The sequence below is a fragment of the Dokdonella sp. GW821-FHT11D02 genome (assembly GCF_058808595.1).
In genome coordinates this window covers 3521188-3538880 of sequence record NZ_CM179520.1, presented here as the reverse complement: position 1 = coordinate 3538880, position 17693 = coordinate 3521188, and the positions used below count along the sequence as shown (strand labels likewise).

Here is a 17693-nt window from a genome sequence, read left to right as displayed (position 1 = left end):
ATGGCCAAGCCGAATGCGTTGTCCTGGCTCGGGCTGTCGCTGCTGGTGATCGCGCTCGACCAGTGGACCAAGCAGATCGTGCTCGGCGCGCTCGAGCACTTGCAGCGCGTCGAGGTGATTCCGGGGTTGCTGAACTGGACGCTCGCCTTCAACACCGGCGCGGCCTTCAGTTTCCTCGCCGACGAAAGCGGCTGGCAGCGCTGGCTGTTCACCGCGCTCGCGATCGGCGTCAGCGCGGTGCTGGTGATCTGGCTCTCACGCACGGCGCGCCGCGACTGGCGCACAGCGCTGCCGCTGGCGCTGATCGTCGGCGGCGCGATAGGCAATCTGATCGACCGCCTGCGTTTCGGCCACGTCACCGATTTCATCCAGGTCTACCACGGCGATTGGTACTTCCCGGCGTTCAACATCGCCGACTCGGCGATCAGTGTCGGCGCCGTGCTGCTGATCGCTTTTGGCTTGTTCGACGGAAAGAAATCCGCATGATCGCCAAGCGCGCACTCGATCTCGCGGCCCGCACGACCAGCACCTATCCCGAGCCGTTCCGTTCGCGCGTGTTGCCGCGCGAGAAGCGATCACTCGCTGACGCCTTCGGTCTCGGCCTGATCGGCGTCAACCTGACCGTGTTACCGCCCGGCGTCGAATCCTCGATGCGCCACTGGCACGAGGACGACGACGAGCTGATCTACGTGCTCGAGGGCGAGCTGGTCCTGTGCACGGAAGAGGGGGAGGAAACCCTTGATGCCGGCATGGTCGTCGGGTTCAAGGCGGGCGAGCCGAATGCGCACCAGTTCGTGAACCGCGGCAACGTGCCGGCGTCCTACCTCGAGATCAGCAATCGCACCCCTCGGACCGGACCGGTACACTATGCGGACGTGGACCTGGCCTTGCGGGTAGATGCCGAAGGCCGCTTCGCGTACACGCACAAAGACGGTACGCCTTACTGATGCAAGTCATCCTCGCCAATCCCCGCGGCTTCTGCGCCGGCGTCGATCGCGCGATCGAGATCGTCGAGCGCGCGCTGGAGACCTTCGGCGCGCCGATCTACGTGCGCCACGAAGTGGTGCACAACCGCTTCGTGGTCGAGAAACTGCGCGGCCAGGGCGCGATCTTCGTCGACGAATTGGCCGAAGTCCCGGACGGCGCCACCGTCATCTTCAGCGCGCACGGCGTTTCGCAAGCGGTACGCGGCGAGGCGGGTGAACGCGGCTTGCGCGTGTTCGATGCGACCTGTCCGCTGGTGACCAAGGTGCACATGGAAGTCGCGCGCCACGGCAAGGCCGGGCGTGACGTGGTCTTGATCGGCCACGCCGGCCATCCCGAAGTCGAGGGCACGATGGGGCAGTGGGACCGCGCCAACGCCGGCGCGATCCACCTCGTCGAAACGCCCGAATGCGTCGATCACCTGACGCCGCGCAATCCCGAGCAGATCGCCTTCGCGACCCAGACCACGCTGTCGATCGACGACACGCGCGCGGTGATCGAAGCCCTGCAGCGCCGCTTCCCGGCGATCGTCGGGCCGCGCCACGACGATATCTGCTACGCCACCCAGAATCGCCAGGACGCGGTGCGCCGGCTCGGTCAACAGTGCGACCTGGTGCTGGTGGTCGGCTCACCCAACAGTTCCAACTCCAACCGTCTGCGCGAGCTGGCCGAGAAGCAGGGCGTGCCGGCCTACCTGATCGACGGCGCAGAAGATATCCGCCCCGAATGGCTGCAGGACCGCCAGCGCATCGGCGTCACCGCCGGCGCCTCCGCCCCGGAAAGCCTGGTCCGCGACGTCGTCGCGCGCCTGCGCGAGTCGGGTGGCGCTACCGTGCGCGAGCTCGACGGTGAGCCCGAGAACGTGACGTTCGCGTTGCCGAAGGAACTCAGGCTGCGGGTGGTCGCGTAAGCGGCGATCGGCGCAGCGCCCGGGCGAGCACCATTCGTCCGCCAATTCCTACCGCAGGCTGGATCGCGGCTTGCGCCGCTTCCTTACTAAATCTAAGGTGCGACCCATTCCGGCATTCGGGGGAAGCCGTCGCGTGTCGCCACCTATCCGCACCAGCATCCTCAGCGGCGGCTTCGGCCTGATCGAGTTGATGATCACGATCGCGATCGTCGCGATCCTGGCGGCGATCGCCATGCCGAGCTATCGGCAAACTATCCAGAGTAATCGCACCGCGACCGGGGCGAACGAGTTCGTCACCGCGATCAATCTGGCCCGAGGAGAGGCGATGACGCGCTCGCGGCCGGTGACTTTGTGTCCGAGTGCGAACGGGACGACTTGCGCCGATTCGAGCAATTGGGCGACCAATCGCTGGATCGTGTTCACCGATTACGGCACGCGCGGCCAGGTCGACGCAGGCACCGACGTGGTGCTGCGCATGTGGGAACCGATCAGTCCAGACACCACCCTCGAGGCCCTTTCCAGCAGTGATGTGGTGAAGTGGATCAGCTTCGATCGCTCCGGGCGAGGGATAACCGATAGCAACACCGTGAACACCGGTACCGCCGATAGGGCGCCACATACGACGTTCAAGCTGCGGCCGCGATCTTGCGTTTCCGCGACTGCAATATTGCAGCGCACGATCACGTTGGAACTGCGTGGACGAGCTTTGATCGTCAACGATATCTGTCGATAAATGGTCGCACTTCCGAGAACGGCTCATCCATGACGATCCATACCCGCTCGCGACGTGGCTTCACCCTGCTCGAAGTGCTGGTCGCCATGGTCGTGCTCAGTCTCGGCTTGCTCGGCCTTGCCGCGCTGCAGGCATTTTCGATGAAGGCGAACCAGAGCGCGAATTTCCGTACTCAGGCAACCGCTTTGGCGAACATGATCGTCGAGCGCATGCGTGCGCACGGCGGTGGCGCGACGAATACCGCGATCGCCTATTACGGCAGCGGCAACAGCCCTCGCGCAGTCGCCGATTTGGACGACTGGCAAGCGCAGATCGCCGCGCAGTTGCCGGACGGCAGCGGTCGGCTCGAGTTCGGTGGCGGTGATATCGCCATACACATCACCTGGACCGACGCCCGCTGGGCGATCACCGACGCCGACCGCGGTAGGGAATTCACTCTGACCACGACGCTATGAACGCATCCGCGAAAAGAATCCGCTTGCTCGCACCCGCGAAAGGCTTGTCGTTGATCGAGATTCTCGTCGCGATGACGATCTCGGCTCTGCTGCTGCTCGGGCTCAGCCAGATTTTTATCGGCTCGAAGGTCGCCTATTCGTTGCAGGCTGGCATGTCGCGTTCGCAGGAGAACGCGCGCTTCATCTTCAGTTTTCTCGAAGACAACTTGCGTATGACCGGATACTTGGGTTGCGGCAACGAATCGGATGCGACGTTGCAGTACTACAACCACATACCGACCACACCGGCGAGCGACACGCAGAACGTGGTTCGCTTCAGCCGTCCGATCCAGGGCTTCGAATACACCAATTGCGGTCAGGACAGCTGTTCGACCGATGGCGTCGCCGATCCGCCGCCCGGAGCGGCTGGTGATTGGACGCCGAGTCTGACCCAGAGCGGCGTTCTCCCTTCGTCCACGGCGCGGCCCGTCGCCGGTTCGGACGTCCTGGTGCTGCGCATTCTGAGTTCAGCCTCGGCAGCGGTGGTGACTACGCCCGCCGGTCCTGCGTTCAATCCCACCACCGGCACCTTTAATCTGGGAAGCGTGCCGAACGATTCGAATTTCGTCACCGTCGGCGGCGTCTACGCGGCCACCAATTGCCGTCCGCGCGTCGATATTTTCCGTGCCAGCGCCGGGTCCGCGAATACGGTGTTGATCGGTGGCAGCACAGACAATGCGATGCGCAATCCGAACGGAACCGGCCCGAACGACACCTGGGGTTTCACCAATGCAGAAGGCGAGTTCAAGCAGCCGCCCCTGGGTACGCCGGAAGGCACGTTGAACGCCGAGATTCACAAAGCCGAATTCCTTGCGATCTTCGTCGGAAGCTCGGAAGTCGGTAACCCGGCGCTGAAAGTTCAGCGCTACGCGAACACAGGCGGCGGTGCCTTTCCTTCGCTGACGACGGAAGAAATTGCCGACGGTGTCGAAGCGATGCAGTTGTGGTACGGCATCGACAGTGACGGCGACGGTTTGGCCAATTCGTTCGTCAGGGCCGACGAGATTCCCAATACCGGTACGCCGGTTCAGATCGACGCCGCTTGGCGCCAAGTCGTCAGCGTTCGTATCGCGTTGCTGATGCGCAGCCAGGATCCGGTCGGCACTGCACCGCGTACGGGTGGAAACGTGTTCCATCTCGGCGGCGAGGATGCGACGACGGCACCGTTTACGAAGATGACGCGTCCTGACGATCATCGCTTCCGCGATGTTTACGAAACCACGATTGCCTTGCGCAATCGACTTACTGGCTTTTGAGCGGCCGCCATGGACAAGCGACTCGAACATCCATCCTTTTCTCACCAGCGCGGCGCGGCCCTGTTCGTCGGCCTGATCATGCTGCTCTTGATGACCATGATCGGCATCACGGCAATGCAGGTGACCTTGCTGCAAGAGCGCATGGCCGGCAATTTCAAAGTCCGTCACGACGGCTTCGAGGCAGGCGAGACGGCCTTGACGAACGCACGCGAAACCGTGCGTGCGAACCCGATCACTTACGGCATCAATTGCTATACCGCCGGCAACTGTCTCACCGTCGGTGCCGATCCGAATACCGCTGCGGTGAATCAGATGCCGTGGTCATCTTGGCTGACCAGCGAGCCGACCTTGCCTGTGCAGCCGCAGCGATCCTTGATGTATTGCCCAACCTGTTCGAGTGCCGCCTTGCCGCCCAACGGCGGCGCCCTGCGCTACTACTCGGTCGCCGCGATCGACAAAGACCGCAGCGGAGATGCCAAGGCGGCTTTGCAAGGCATTTTCATTTTCTGAGGCGTCGTAACCGCGCCGTAGGGGAAACGTCCAATGAAGCTTCTCGATTTGCGATTGACCGGCGCAGCTGCGCTGCTGAGTCTGCTCTCTGCGCTGGCCGCACCGGTCGGATACGCGCAGGCGCAGTCGATTCCGATCACCGACCAACCGCTGTTCACCACCGCAGGCGTGCCGCCGCTGATGATGATGGTGATGTCACGCGACGAGCAGTTGTTCAATAAAGCCTATCCGGACTACACCGATCTCGATCCGGAAAACAACAACGGCATCGACACGACCTACATCGACACCTTCGACTATTCGGGCTACTTCGATCCAAAGCTCTGCTACACCTACGGCAGCAGCAAGTTCACCGCCTCGGCGAAGGCGACCGGAACGAATTCGCATCAATGCAGCAGCGCCTGGAGCGGAAACTTTCTGAACTGGGCGGCGATGAGCCGCATCGACCTGCTGCGCTTCGTGCTCTACGGCGGCAACCGCTCGACCGACGATGCAAGCACGGTACTCGAGCGCGCCTACATCCCGAACGACTTGCACGCCTGGGCGAAGGTTTATCGCGGCAGCGATGTGGCTCAGTTCGTGCCCGGCGCCACCGGTCCCGTAACACTGTGCAGCGCTTCTTTCGGAGCGAATGGAGCTGGCGACCCGACCTTGCGTGTCGCGAGCGGCGACTACCCCGAATGGGCGGCGACGGCATTGAGCCAGTGTAATTGGCGCGAGACGGCTTATCCTCCTGGCACTGGCAGCTGCTCCGGTGCGAGCGGCGACAACAGTTGTTGGGACGACGCTCCCAAGAGCGCGGCTCTCGGTGGAACCGCGGGCGACTATACGGTTCGTGTGCAAGTCTGCGGAACGGACGCGACCAAACGCGAAAGCTTCTGTCAAAAATACACCGACACTAGCGGTGCGGCATCCTACAAGCCGGTCGGCTTGCTGCAGAACTACGGTGAGAGCGGCAAGCTGCGCTTCGGCTTGATCAGCGGTAGCTATTCCAAGCCGCGTAGCGGCGGCGTTCTGCGCCGCAATATCGGCAAGTTCGCCGGTAACGGGACGGGTGCTGGTTGCGCAACGGGCGACGAGGTCAATCTGAGTAACGGTCGCTTCTGCAATCAAGAGGATGGTACCGAGGGTATCGTCAATGCGATCAAGCGGTTCAAGTTGACGAATTGGGAGGTGACCGTCAATGCCAATGGCATCCAAAATGCCAAGTGGAACGACTGCAACACCTACGGCATCCTCAACCGCGACGGGGACAAGCATCTCAACAATCCCGGTACGTCGGCCAACAGCCAGAATTGCAGTGGCTGGGGCAATCCGCTGTCTGAAATGTACGCCGAGGCGGTGCGCTATATCTCCAACGAGTCGAAGACGACCGGTTTCTCGGCTTCAAATGACTTGTCCGGTTTGCCGGCGCCGAATTGGCTCGATCCGTATCGAGCGCCGGCGCAGGGCGGCAATCCGTATTGCGCCAATTGCAGCATCCTGGTCTTGGCCAGCGGCTTGAATTCGTTCGACGGCGACGAAGTGCCGACTGTGGCTTCGCTGCAAAGCGATGCGGCAACGCTGACGGGATCCGTAGGCGGCAAGGAGAGCGTGAACGGCCAAGATCTGGTCGGCCGCTCCCTCGGCCATCTGGTCGATCCAGCCAGTGCGGCCGCGGGACCGAAGCAGACCGACACCAACACGCATGTCGATTTGTGCACGGCCAAAACCGTCACCAGCCTCGGCGACGTGCGCGGCATTTGCCCGGATATTCCGTCGATGGAGGGCAGTTACCTGATGGCGGGATTGGCCTACAAGGCCTGGACCACCGATCTGCGGCCCAATCTGACCAATTCTCGCGGCGAACCCAAGCCGGTCGACTCGCGCAATACAGTGCAGACCTACGCGGTCGCATTGGCCGAGAATCTGCCGAAATTCGAAATTCCGGTCGGCAACAACAAAATTGCGCTGGCGCCCTTGTGCCAAGCCAACAACAGCGGTTCCGCAGATGGCCTTGGTGGAACCAACGACACGGCGTGGCGCAGCTGCTTCTTGGGTTCGGTCAGCATCGGCAGCAAGACGTCGACGCAGGATCGGCGTTACGTCTATGGTCGCGCGCTCGAGTCGAACGCCAGCGCCGGCAGCTTTTCGCTGGTCTGGGAAGACTCGCTCTGGGGCAACGACCACGACAACGACGTCGTGTCGATGCTGACCTATTGCGTCGGTGATGCCTGCAGTCGTTCGACCGGTTTGCCGACCACGACGGCGCAGGAGCTGTGTTGGTATACCTCCACCAATTACGGATCGGGTAGAACTTGTCCGAACACGGCCTCGGGCGACAATCTGATCGCAGTGAGAGTCCGCTCGGTCAAGGTAGCGTCCGGCTATACCTTGAAGCTGTGCACCGGTTCTAACGGTACGGGAACCTGCTCGTCCTATACGGCGAACAACGGCAATATTGACGTTTCGACGAAAAGCTACGTGATCACCGGTGGCGTCGTGCCGCCGCCGTCTACGGCGTCGTACAGCGGCTTCGACATCTGCTGGCGCGCGAAGGGTACGGGCACTGACGCTGACGCGTCGCCGGTGTGCGGCAGCGATGGCCGGCCGACGGTGCGCGCCAACGACGTGCTGATTCGCATCGAAAACCTGTCCGCCTATGCCGGCAATGCGATGCTGACCGGTTACGCGGTGACCGGCTCGAACGCCGACGGCCTCAAGCGACTCACGCTGCGTCCAGGCAACACGAATGGCTCGATCCTCACGCAGACGCTCGAGCCTGATTCGAACTGGTACAAGCCGATGGTGCTGAAGTTCTCGGCCGGCACCTCGAGCGCAAAGCAGCTCGAAAACCCGCTGTTCTACTCGGCCAAGTACGGCGGTTTCACCACGGTCGACGCGAACACGCACAAGCGCCGTCCGCCGCTGGCGAATGAATGGCCGAATGCAGCTCCATCGGAGGACTGGGCACCGCTGGATGCAGACGGGCACCCGACCAACGTGCCAAACAACTACTTCCTCGTGCGCAATCCGGCCAAGTTGAAGGAGCAGTTGCAGAAGGTGTTCGAGTCCGTCATTGCCGGATCGAGTCCGTCCGGCAGTGTCGCCGCCAGCGCCTCGCGCTTCACCGTCGGGCAGACACTGGCGTATCAATCGTCCTACGACTCCAGCGGCTGGGTCGGTGACCTGAAGGCATTTCAACTTGGCGCGGACGGCTCGCTCGGCGGAGAGCAGTGGTCGGCAGCGAGCAAACTGCCCGCCGGTGCGCGCAACACGATCTGGGTCGGCGTTCCGAGCGGTAGCAGCGGCTATCGGGCGCAGCAGTTCACCGGCTCGAATCTGACGACGGCGATGCAAACGGCATTGGCCGGCAGCGACTGGCCGAACACCACCAACAGCATCAACAATCTGGTGGCCTATCTCAAAGGCGCGCAAGACAACGAGGAGCCGGGCGGAGCCTATCGAAAGCGCGAGACGGCCAAGCGGCTCGGTGACATCGTCAATTCCTCACCTCAGGTCGGCTACAAGCTCAGCTACGGCTACAACATGTTGCAGCCCGCACCGGGCTGCGACCAAGCCTGCATCAACGCTTATCAGGCGCACGTCGACGCCAAGCCGACCACGGTCTTCGTCGGCGCCAACGACGGCATGCTGCATGCATTCGCCGGCGCCGCCAACGGCGGCCAGGAGTTGTTCGCCTACATCCCGAACGCCGTCGTACCCAAGCTCGGTAAGCTGGCCAAGCCGAGCTACGCGCACACGTATTTCGTCGACGGTACGCCGGCTCTCGGCGATGCCTTCCTAGGCGCTTGGAAGACGGTGCTGGTCGGTTCGGCCGGTGCCGGCGCGCGCTCGGTGTTCGCGCTCAACGTGACGACTCCGTCGGCCTTCGGCGGCAATGACTTGTTGTTCGAGTTCAACGACCAGACCGACGCCGATATGGGCCAATTCACCGGGACTCCGAGTCCGCCGACGCTGACCGCCGACGGCAAATGGGTCACCGCGTTCGGCAATGGCTACAACGGTGCCAGCAACAAGGCGAAACTGTTCGTGATCGACTTGGCCACTGGCACGCCACGCACGGTGGATCCAATCACCGATGCGGCGAATGCCGCGCCGAACGGACTGTCGACCGCGACCATTGTCGATGGGAAGGGCAACTGTCCGGCGACCGGCGAGAGCGTCTGCTCCGACGGCATCGGCGACACCATCTACGCCGGTGACTATCGCGGCAATGTGTGGAAGTTCGTGCTGTCCGAAAATCGCTGGCGTCTGTCGCCCTCGACGCCGATCTTCAAGGCGGTCGACAGCTATGGTCACCAGCAGCCGATCACCAGCGGCATGTTCGCGGTCAAGAATCCGCTTGGCGGCGTGATCGTGTATTTCGGCACCGGCAAATACCTCGACATCACCGACAACGATCCGTATCACTTGGAATCCGACAACAAGCCCTTGGTCAATACGCTCTACGCGATCTGGGACAACAACAGCGGCACCCAAGTCATCCGCGACGACTTGCAGGAGCAGAAGGTCACTGCCTACAACGCGTCGAGCGGCTTGTGGACGATGACGCAGAACGCGTTCGGCTACCGTAGTACCGACTACAGCATCGGCAAATTGGGCTGGTTCCTGGATCTGACCTTGCAACGCAACGCCGGCGACGCAGACCCGTTGAGCGGAGAGCGCATCGTCGCAGCGCCGGTCGGCCTGCTCAGCAAGCTGTTCGTGAACGTGTTCCGGCCGAGCGGTGAAATCTGCTTGCCGGCCGGCGTCAACAGCTTGCTCGAACTGGATCTGTTGAACGGTTCGGCTGCTTTCCCGTCCGAAACACGCGGCTTCGGCGGCAATGGCGGCGGTACGGCGCCTGGCGGGCAGAACATCGGCAACGGTCCGCCGCTGAACTCTCCCAATCCGGTAGTCACGATCCCGGGACACACCGGCATTCCAGCGATCGGCTGTCCGCCGGGCACGCCCGATTGCGTATCCAACCCACGGCCCTACTGCACGCCGGGTGTGCCGGGCTATCCGAACTGCCCCTGCGCGAATCCGAACGCCCCACCGGGAACCCCATCGACCGATCCGCAGTGCGACCCGCCGTCGTGGTGTCACCCGGGCGATCCCGGCTATCCGCTCCAATGCGGCGGCCCCGAAGCCAATCAGCGTTGCAGTCTGATACCCAACCCTGGCTTGCCGGGTAGTCAAGATTTCCAATGCCGCGCGTCCTGGCGCCAGCTGCGCTGATTGAGGAGGATCCCATGCACGAACAGCGCAAAACTCGTTGGTCGCGGCGGTCGCCGGCGCAGCAAGCGTCGGCGCAACGCGGCTTTACTTTGATCGAGCTGGTCATGACCGTTGCGATCGTGGCGATCCTCGCCGCGATTGCGATGCCGAGCTATCTCGAACACATCCGCAAGGCTCGCCGTGCGCAAGCCAAGGCGGACCTGCTCGAGATTGCGCAGTTGCTGGAGCGCCGCTACACGGAGAACCGGACTTATGTCGGCTTCACCTTGCCGTTTACCGGCTCGCCGCGCGACGCGACGGGCGGTGGGTACTACTCGCTCTCATTTCCGGCAGACCCTCAGGCCGCCCGTTACCGATTGCAGGCAACGCCGCAGGGATCTCAAGCGAGTGATCGCTGCGGTACGTTGACCATCGACAATGTCGGGCAGAAGTTCCACCAGCGCGGCACTGACGACTACTGCACCTTCGGCACCGTCGGTCCGCCGTCCGGAGGTTGAGCAACACTTCGCGGCACCGTATACTCCGCGCCCCTCGCCGGAGTAGCTCAGCTGGTAGAGCAACGCATTCGTAATGCGTGGGTCGGGGGTTCGATTCCCTTCTCCGGCACCACCTCTGGTGGGGCGGCGATGCGACAGCACCGCCACTCCGTCTTGCCAGGCGAAATCGCCCCAGCGGCGACGTCAGGCAGTCTCCAGATCGGTTCAGGGCGGTTAGCTCAGCGGTAGAGCATTGCCTTCACACGGCAAGGGTCGCAGGTTCGATCCCTGCACCGCCCACCATCTCCTCGCAACGGCGTCGCGATCTGGTCCGCGCAGGATCGCGCTGGTACGCTGCGCGCCCCGCAGGCGAGCCTTGCGATCCGCGTTTTCTTCCGAGCTTCCGTCGCCATGAACGCTGCCGTCGTCTCCAGCCACGATTCGATCCGCGCCGTGCTTTGGCAGGGCGATTATCTGCGCCTGCTCGATCAGCGGCGCTTGCCAGCCGAGGAAACCTACGTCGATTGCCGCAGCGCGGCTGAAGTCGGCGCTGCGATCCGCGATCTGGTCGTGCGCGGCGCGCCGGCGATCGGCATCGCGGCGGCCTGGGGCGTGGTGTTGGCGGCGCGCAACGAGCCTGAGCGGCTCGACGCGGCGCTGGCACAGCTACGCTCGGCGCGGCCGACCGCGGTGAACCTGATGTGGGCGCTCGACCGCATGCAGGGCGCCGGCAGCGACGTCGCCGCGCTGACGCGCGAGGCACAGGCGATTCAGGACGAAGATCTCGCCGCAAATCGCCACATGGGCGAACTCGGCGCGGCGCTGATCGGCGCGAATGCGCCGGGCGAAGGCGTCGGCGTGCTCACCCACTGCAACACCGGCTCGCTCGCGACCGCCGGCTACGGCACTGCCCTCGGCGTGATCCGCGCAGGCTTCGCTGCCGGAAGCCTCGCGCGCGTGTACGCCGGCGAGACGCGCCCCTGGCTGCAGGGCGCGCGTCTGACCCTATGGGAGCTGTTGCGCGATCGCATACCGGCCACCCTGATTGCCGATTCGGCCGCCGCGCACTTGATGAAGTCCGGTGCCGTGCAATGGGTCGTGGTCGGCGCCGACCGCATCGCCGCCAACGGCGACACCGCGAACAAGATCGGCACCTACCAGCTCGCGATCACGGCACGCCACCACGGCGTCAAGTTCATGGTGGTGGCGCCGTCCTCGACGGTCGACATGGCGACCGCGAACGGCGCCGAGATCGAGATCGAGTTGCGCGCGCCGGACGAATTGCTCGGCTATGCCGGCCAGCGCACGGTGGCCGACGGCGCGCAGGCCTGGAATCCGGTGTTCGACGTGACGCCGGCCACGCTGATCGATGCGATCGTGACCGAGCGCGGCGTGGTCGAACGCCCTGATACCGCGCGCATGGCCGAGCTGTTTCGCGCTGCGCGCTGAACGCGGGGACGGTCGGGCATGGCCTTGCGCAAGGAAATTCTTCTGTTCGCGATCAGCGGCGCGATCGGCTTCGTCGTCGACGCCGGCATCGTGCAGCTGCTGGTGCGCGAGTTCGCGTTCAATCCCTACGGCGCGCGCGTGCTCTCGTTCCTGGCCGCAGCGACCACGACCTGGGTGTTCAACCGCCGCTTTACCTTCTCCGGCCGCAGCAGCGGCAGCAAGCGGCGTCAGCTGGTGCGTTACCTGATCGCGATGGCGCTCGGTTTCGCCCTTAATTACGGCGTTTATGCCGCTTGTCTCGCCTTGTGGCCGCTGGTGCACGAGTGGCCGGCGATCGGTGTCGCGGCCGGTTCGGTCGCCGCCGCCTTCGTCAATTTCTTGAGTTCGAAGTACTGGATTTTCCGCGCGCCGGCGGAAGCCGCCGCGGCGAATCGCACGAGCGGCTGAAACGTCGGCCAAGTCCCTCTGCGGTCAAGGAAAAACGCCGTTTTCGGCGCCCGTCTGTGCTATGATTTCATGTTGCCTTGGCGCTAGCCGAACGGCATCGGAATCATCGGAATTCACCGCATCACAGAGGGTTGCTGATGGCTGAACTGGCCAGAGAAGTCATTCGCGTCAATATCGAAGACGAAGTCCGCAAGAGCTATCTCGACTACGCGATGAGCGTGATCGTCGGGCGCGCGCTTCCCGACGTGCGCGACGGCCTGAAGCCGGTGCATCGGCGCACGCTGTACGCGATGCACGAATCGAATACGGTGTGGAATCGTCCGTACGTGAAGTGCGCGCGCGTGGTCGGCGATGTGATGGGTAAATACCATCCGCACGGCGACTCTTCGATCTACGACGCGCTGGTGCGCATGGCGCAAGACTTCTCGATGCGCTACACGCTCATCGACGGCCAGGGCAACTTCGGTTCGGTCGACGGCGACGAAGCCGCGGCGATGCGTTACACCGAGTGCCGGCTCGATCGATTGTCGTCGGAACTTCTGGCCGACATCGACAAGGAAACCGTCGACTACCAGCCGAACTACGACGAAAAAGAACTCGAACCCACCGTACTGCCCACGCGCATACCGAACCTGCTGATCAACGGCTCCGCCGGTATCGCGGTCGGCATGGCGACCAACGTGCCGCCGCACAACCTCGGCGAAGTGCTGTCGGCGTGCATCGCGCTGATCGACGATCCGGAGCTCGGTTTCGACGAGTTGATGCGCCACGTTCCGGGGCCGGATTTTCCGACCGCCGGCATCATCAACGGCGCCGCCGGCATCATCGAGGCGTATCGCACCGGTCGCGGCCGCATCCTGGTGCGCGCGAAATGCGAGATCGAGAGCGAGGACAACGGTCGCGAAACGATCATCGTCACCGAGATCCCGTTCCAGGTGAACAAGGCGCGGTTGATCGAGAAGATCGCCGAGCTGGTCAAGGAAAAGCGCATCGAGGGCATCTCCGAGCTGCGCGACGAATCGGATAAGGACGGTCTGCGCGTCGTCATCGAAGTGCGCCGCGACACCTCGGCCGACGTGCTGCTCAACAATCTGTTCCAGCAGACGCAGCTGCAGGTCACCTTCGGCATCAACATGGTGGCCTTGCTCGACGGCCAGCCGCGTACGCTCGGCTTGCGCGAAATCCTCGATGCGTTCATCCGCCACCGCCGCGAAGTCGTCACGCGGCGCACGATCTTCGATCTGCGCAAGGCACGCGACCGCGCCCACATCTTGGAAGGCCTGACCGTCGCGCTGGCGAACATCGACGAGATGGTCGAACTGATCAAGACCTCGCCTTCACCGGACGAAGCCAAGCAGCGCATGCTGGCGCGGCGCTGGGAGCCGGGTCTGGTGCGCGCGCTGCTCGCCGCGGCCGGCGCCGACGCGTCGCGACCGGAAGGGCTGGACGCGTCGGTCGGTTTGGCCGATGCGGGCTATCAGCTGTCGGAGGTGCAGGCGCAGCAGATTCTCGAGATGCGCTTGTCGCGTCTGACCGGCCTCGAGCAAGAGAAGCTCACCGACGAGTACAAGGATTTGCTGCGCACGATCGCCGGCTTGATCGAGATCCTCGAGCATCCCGACGTGCTGCTCAAGGTGATTCGCGACGAGCTCGTCGAATTGAAAGAGCAGTACGGCGATGCGCGCCGCACCCTGATTCAGGCGAGCCAGGAGGACCTCGACGTGCTCGACCTGATCGAGCCCGAAGACGTCGTCGTCACCTTGTCGCACGCCGGCTACGCCAAGCGTCAACCGGTCAGCCTGTATCGCGCGCAGCGGCGCGGCGGCAAAGGCCGCTCGGCCACCGCGATGAAGGAAGAAGACTTCGTCGAGCGCTTGTGGATCGCCAACACGCACGACATCCTGCTGGTGTTCACCAGCGCCGGCCGCGTGTTCTGGCTCAAGGTCTACAAGCTGCCCGACGCCGGCCCGAACGCGCGCGGCAAGCCGATCGTGAATCTGTTGCCGCTGGAACCGGGCGAGAAGGTGCAGGCGGTGCAGCCGGTGCGCGACTTCGCCGCCGATCGCTACGTGTTCTTCGCCACCCGCAACGGCACGGTGAAGAAGACGCCGCTGACCGAGTTCGAGTTCCAGTTGCAGCGCGGCAAGATCGCGATCGGCCTCGACGAAGGCGATGCCCTGGTCGACGTGCAGATCACCGACGGTGCGCGCGACATCCTGTTGTTCGCGTCGAACGGCAAGGCGGTGCGCTTCGACGAGAGCGAGGTACGCTCGATGGGTCGTACCGCGACCGGCGTGCGCGGCATGCGCTTGGCCGAGGGTGAGCAGGTGGTCAGCCTGATCGTCAGCGAAAGCGGCGACGCCGATGCCGACGGCGACATCCTGACCGCGACCGAGCGTGGCTACGGCAAGCGCACCCCGCTGGCCGACTACCCGCGCAAAGGACGCGGCACCCAAGGCGTGATCGCGATCCAGTGCTCGGATCGCAACGGCGCCCTGGTCGGCGCGGTACAGCTCGGCGAAAGCCACGAGCTGATGCTGATCTCCAACCAAGGCACCCTGGTGCGTACACGCGCGAGCGAGATCGCGCGCGTCGGCCGCAACACGCAGGGCGTGACCCTGATCCGCCTGCCGACCGACGAAGCTTTGGTCGGCGTGGTCAAGGTCCAGGCGCTCAGCGAGGAAGAGGGCGGCGACGCCGCCGCGAGCGAGTTGCCGGCCGCGCCTGCGGAAGAGTGATCGACGCGCCGGGCCGCTGCTCGTCGGCGGCCCGGCTTCGATTGGATACCGGTGCTAATCAGCCGATCTCGGCCAGCATCGCCTCGGCGCTGGAAACCTTGAACTCGCCCGGCGCCTCGACGTTGATCTTCTTCACCACGCCGTCCTCGGCGTAGAGCGCGAAGCGCTTGCCGCGCAGGCCCATGCCGAAGCGCGTCGCGTCCATCTCCAAGCCGAGCGCGCGGGTGAATTCGCCGTTGCCGTCGGCCAGCATCAACAGCCCTTCGGGCACGTTCTGCGACTGCGCCCAGGCGTTCATCACGTAGGCGTCGTTGACCGCGATGCAGGCGATCTCGACGTCGTGCCGGCGAAATTCTTCGTAGTGATCGACGTAGCCGGGCAGGTGCTTGGCCGAGCAGGTCGGCGTGAACGCGCCGGGTACCGAGAACAGCACCACCTTCTTGCCGGCGAAGATGTCGTCGGTGGAAATCGTCTGCACGCCGTCCTTGAGGATGTTGAGGGTTGCGGCCGGGATGCGTTCGCCTGGCTGGATCATGTCGTGTTCCGCTGGGAGGGAGTGGCCGATCATACGGCGCGTGGCTTCGATCGCGATCGGTATCGTTCCGATTCGCTCGGGAAAGCGGCTCATCAAACCGGCTCTTGAAAGCCTAAAGCCGAGCTCCATCTGGTTCTCATCGCGGCGAGCGTCGCCGTACACCTATGCGGAGAGAACCCATGTTGGTCAACCACTATTCCCCCTGGCTGGTACGCGGCAATGCGCAGGCCAAGCACGCGCTGGATCGCTACTTCGGCGACGCCGAAACCAGCACCTGGGCGCCGCGCGTCGACGTGCGCGAGGAAGCCGAGCGTTTCGTCATCCTGGCCGACCTGCCCGGCATCGACCCGTCCGAGATCGAAGTCCAGATGGACAAGAACGTGTTGACGCTGAAGGGCGAACGCAAGTCCGAATCGAAGGAAGACGGCGCCAAGCTCACCCGCGTCGAGCGCCGCCACGGCAGTTTCGAGCGTCGCTTCACGCTGCCCGAGAGCGCCAACGCCGACGGCATCAGCGCGGCCGGCAAGCACGGCGTGCTCGAGATCTCGATTCCGAAGAAGCCGGAACTGGCGCCGCGCCGCATCGCGATCAACGGCTGATCGCCGCGAACGAACGCAGTCGCTTTGGTACGCTGGCATCCAGCCGGCGTACCGCAACGAGGAACGCCACACCCGCGGTAGGCATACCGCGGGTTTCGTTGTTGTTGGACAGCGCGGCCATGGACGGCTGCTATGAACCTGCAGATTGCGTTTGCGTCGGGTGGTCTCAGCGCGACTCGCAGCAGCGATCAAGGACGATCGCAAACCTATTTAAAGTGCGGCCACGGATGGCCGCTCTGGATTCTCAAGTTGCGTCTGCATCACGTGAATCGCAGCGCGATCTGAAACAGCGATCAAGGACGATCGCAAAAACCCATTCAAAAGTGCGGCCACGGATGGCCGCTCTAGACTTGCAAGTCGCGGTTGCGTCAGGCGAATCCGCGCAACGTTCGAAGCAGCGATCAAGGACGATCGCAAAAGCAACCGAGGGCGGGGATGGAGTTCAAGGACTACTACGAAACGCTCGGCGTGAAGTCGGATGCGAGCGACGCCGAAATCAAATCGGCGTATCGGCGACTCGCGCGCAAATACCACCCGGACGTCAGCAAGGAAGCCGGCGCGGAGGACAAGTTCAAGGCGGTCAACGAGGCCTACGAGGCGTTGCGCGAGCCGTCGCGACGCAAGGCCTACGATCAGCTGCGCGCCGGCGGTTATCGTGGCGGCGACACGTTCCGCGGGCCGCCGCCGAACTGGCAGGGCGAGACCGACTTCGGCGGCGGCGACGGTCGCTTCGAGCAAGAGAATTTCAGCGACTTCTTCGAATCGCTGTTCGGCAATCGCGGCGGCGCGGGACGTGCCGGCCCACGGCCGGGGCGCGATCTGCACGCACAGATCGCAGTCGACCTCAGCACCGCCTACCACGGCGGACGCGAACGCATTTCACTGCGCGACGGCGGTGGCGAGCGCACGCTGGAAGTGAAGATTCCGGCCGGCATCGCACCGGGCCAGCAGATCCGGCTGGCCGGGCAGGGCTATTCCGGCGTGCACGGCGGCAAGGCCGGTGATCTGATTCTCGAAGTCGGCTTGCGCGACGATCCGCGCTTCCGGCTCGACGGCCGCAACGTGCTGGTCGATCTGCCGATCGCCCCGTGGGAAGCCGCCCTCGGCGCGACGGTGACGGTGCCCACGCTGGCGGGCAACGTCGAGCTGCGCGTTCCGGCCGGCTCGGACGGCGGCCGCAAGATGCGTCTGCGCGGGCGCGGCTGGCCCGGCAAGACGCCGGGCGATCAGATCGTCACGCTCGAAGTGCGTGTACCGAAAGCCGAAACGGACGAGCAGCGCGAGCTGTACGAGGCGCTGGCCAAGGCGTACTTCGAATACGATCCGCGCGGCTGAAGCA

Annotated in this window: 16 protein-coding genes and 2 tRNA genes; 16 read left to right on the top strand and 2 right to left on the bottom strand. The window is 64.0% G+C overall.

The window, feature by feature from the left end:
* The 14 genes from lspA (at position 1) to gyrA (ending at position 15220) form a co-directional block, all read left to right on the top strand.
* Complete coding sequence (gene lspA / locus AC3QL3_RS15090; RefSeq protein WP_492894921.1) at positions 1-486, top strand: signal peptidase II; 486 nt, start codon at positions 1-3, stop codon at positions 484-486.
* Positions 483-947 carry a cupin domain-containing protein gene (locus tag AC3QL3_RS15085; protein WP_492894920.1) on the top strand — a complete coding sequence of 155 codons (465 nt, stop codon included), beginning with the start codon at positions 483-485 and terminating at the stop codon, positions 945-947. Before lspA ends, AC3QL3_RS15085 begins: the two co-directional genes overlap by 4 nt.
* Complete coding sequence (gene ispH / locus AC3QL3_RS15080; protein WP_492894919.1) at positions 947-1894, top strand: 4-hydroxy-3-methylbut-2-enyl diphosphate reductase; 948 nt, start codon at positions 947-949, stop codon at positions 1892-1894. Before AC3QL3_RS15085 ends, ispH begins: the two co-directional genes overlap by 1 nt.
* 70 nt (positions 1895-1964) lie before the next feature.
* Positions 1965-2627 (top strand): GspH/FimT family pseudopilin, encoded by a 663-nt coding sequence (locus tag AC3QL3_RS15075; RefSeq protein ID WP_492894918.1) that lies wholly within the window; start codon positions 1965-1967, stop codon positions 2625-2627.
* Positions 2628-2656: 29 nt separating this feature from the next.
* Positions 2657-3082 (top strand): type IV pilus modification protein PilV, encoded by a 426-nt coding sequence (pilV, locus tag AC3QL3_RS15070; protein ID WP_492894917.1) that lies wholly within the window; start codon positions 2657-2659, stop codon positions 3080-3082.
* 23 nt (positions 3083-3105) lie between these two features.
* Entirely contained in the window at positions 3106-4377 is a 1272-nt protein-coding gene (locus AC3QL3_RS15065) for a PilW family protein (protein ID WP_492894916.1), read from the top strand.
* Between the two features lie 9 nt (positions 4378-4386).
* A complete protein-coding gene (locus AC3QL3_RS15060; protein WP_492894915.1) occupies positions 4387-4887 on the top strand; it encodes a pilus assembly PilX family protein in 501 nt (166 codons plus the stop codon).
* 33 nt (positions 4888-4920) lie between these two features.
* The gene (locus AC3QL3_RS15055) at positions 4921-10110 is read left to right on the top strand and encodes a PilC/PilY family type IV pilus protein (protein ID WP_492894914.1); all 5190 of its coding nucleotides are present in this window, start codon (positions 4921-4923) and stop codon (positions 10108-10110) included.
* 14 nt (positions 10111-10124) lie between these two features.
* The gene (locus AC3QL3_RS15050; protein WP_492894913.1) at positions 10125-10607 is read left to right on the top strand and encodes a type IV pilin protein; all 483 of its coding nucleotides are present in this window, start codon (positions 10125-10127) and stop codon (positions 10605-10607) included.
* Between the two features lie 36 nt (positions 10608-10643).
* A tRNA-Thr gene (locus AC3QL3_RS15045) sits at positions 10644-10719 on the top strand.
* Between the two features lie 95 nt (positions 10720-10814).
* Positions 10815-10889, top strand: a tRNA-Val gene (locus AC3QL3_RS15040).
* A gap of 108 nt (positions 10890-10997) precedes the next feature.
* Positions 10998-12035, top strand: coding sequence for an S-methyl-5-thioribose-1-phosphate isomerase (gene mtnA / locus AC3QL3_RS15035; protein ID WP_492894912.1), 1038 nt, complete (start codon positions 10998-11000; stop codon positions 12033-12035).
* An 18-nt stretch (positions 12036-12053) separates the two neighbouring features.
* On the top strand, positions 12054-12482 hold the full coding sequence (locus AC3QL3_RS15030; RefSeq protein WP_492894911.1) for a GtrA family protein: 429 nt from the start codon (positions 12054-12056) through the stop codon (positions 12480-12482).
* Positions 12483-12619: 137 nt separating this feature from the next.
* The gene (gyrA, locus tag AC3QL3_RS15025) at positions 12620-15220 is read left to right on the top strand and encodes a DNA gyrase subunit A (protein WP_492894910.1); all 2601 of its coding nucleotides are present in this window, start codon (positions 12620-12622) and stop codon (positions 15218-15220) included.
* A gap of 58 nt (positions 15221-15278) precedes the next feature.
* Here gyrA and AC3QL3_RS15020 read toward each other — a convergent pair whose 3' ends face one another.
* Positions 15279-15755 (bottom strand): peroxiredoxin, encoded by a 477-nt coding sequence (locus AC3QL3_RS15020; protein ID WP_492894909.1) that lies wholly within the window; start codon positions 15753-15755, stop codon positions 15279-15281.
* Positions 15756-15934: 179 nt separating this feature from the next.
* Here AC3QL3_RS15020 and AC3QL3_RS15015 point away from each other — a divergent pair, with 179 nt between their 5' ends.
* Positions 15935-16354, top strand: coding sequence for an Hsp20/alpha crystallin family protein (locus AC3QL3_RS15015; RefSeq protein ID WP_492894908.1), 420 nt, complete (start codon positions 15935-15937; stop codon positions 16352-16354).
* Here the strand turns inward: AC3QL3_RS15015 and AC3QL3_RS15010 are convergent.
* Complete coding sequence (locus AC3QL3_RS15010) at positions 16344-16475, bottom strand: hypothetical protein (RefSeq protein ID WP_492894907.1); 132 nt, start codon at positions 16473-16475, stop codon at positions 16344-16346. The two genes, AC3QL3_RS15015 and AC3QL3_RS15010, sit on opposite strands and share 11 nt — an antisense overlap.
* 314 nt (positions 16476-16789) lie before the next feature.
* Here AC3QL3_RS15010 and AC3QL3_RS15005 point away from each other — a divergent pair, with 314 nt between their 5' ends.
* On the top strand, positions 16790-17689 hold the full coding sequence (locus AC3QL3_RS15005) for a DnaJ C-terminal domain-containing protein (RefSeq protein WP_492894906.1): 900 nt from the start codon (positions 16790-16792) through the stop codon (positions 17687-17689).
* Positions 17690-17693 lie beyond the last annotated feature (4 nt).

Coding starts and splice junctions, on each gene's coding strand:
- lspA (WP_492894921.1), top strand. CDS start 1: ATGGCCAAGCCGAATGCGTTGTCCTGGCTCGGGCTGTCGCTGCTGGTG.
- AC3QL3_RS15085 (WP_492894920.1), top strand. CDS start 483: ATGATCGCCAAGCGCGCACTCGATCTCGCGGCCCGCACGACCAGCACC.
- ispH (WP_492894919.1), top strand. CDS start 947: ATGCAAGTCATCCTCGCCAATCCCCGCGGCTTCTGCGCCGGCGTCGAT.
- pilV (WP_492894917.1), top strand. CDS start 2,657: ATGACGATCCATACCCGCTCGCGACGTGGCTTCACCCTGCTCGAAGTG.
- AC3QL3_RS15060 (WP_492894915.1), top strand. CDS start 4,387: ATGGACAAGCGACTCGAACATCCATCCTTTTCTCACCAGCGCGGCGCG.
- AC3QL3_RS15055 (WP_492894914.1), top strand. CDS start 4,921: ATGAAGCTTCTCGATTTGCGATTGACCGGCGCAGCTGCGCTGCTGAGT.
- AC3QL3_RS15050 (WP_492894913.1), top strand. CDS start 10,125: ATGCACGAACAGCGCAAAACTCGTTGGTCGCGGCGGTCGCCGGCGCAG.
- mtnA (WP_492894912.1), top strand. CDS start 10,998: ATGAACGCTGCCGTCGTCTCCAGCCACGATTCGATCCGCGCCGTGCTT.
- AC3QL3_RS15030 (WP_492894911.1), top strand. CDS start 12,054: ATGGCCTTGCGCAAGGAAATTCTTCTGTTCGCGATCAGCGGCGCGATC.
- gyrA (WP_492894910.1), top strand. CDS start 12,620: ATGGCTGAACTGGCCAGAGAAGTCATTCGCGTCAATATCGAAGACGAA.
- AC3QL3_RS15020 (WP_492894909.1), bottom strand. CDS start 15,755: ATGATCCAGCCAGGCGAACGCATCCCGGCCGCAACCCTCAACATCCTC.
- AC3QL3_RS15015 (WP_492894908.1), top strand. CDS start 15,935: ATGTTGGTCAACCACTATTCCCCCTGGCTGGTACGCGGCAATGCGCAG.
- AC3QL3_RS15010 (WP_492894907.1), bottom strand. CDS start 16,475: ATGGCCGCGCTGTCCAACAACAACGAAACCCGCGGTATGCCTACCGCG.
- AC3QL3_RS15005 (WP_492894906.1), top strand. CDS start 16,790: ATGGAGTTCAAGGACTACTACGAAACGCTCGGCGTGAAGTCGGATGCG.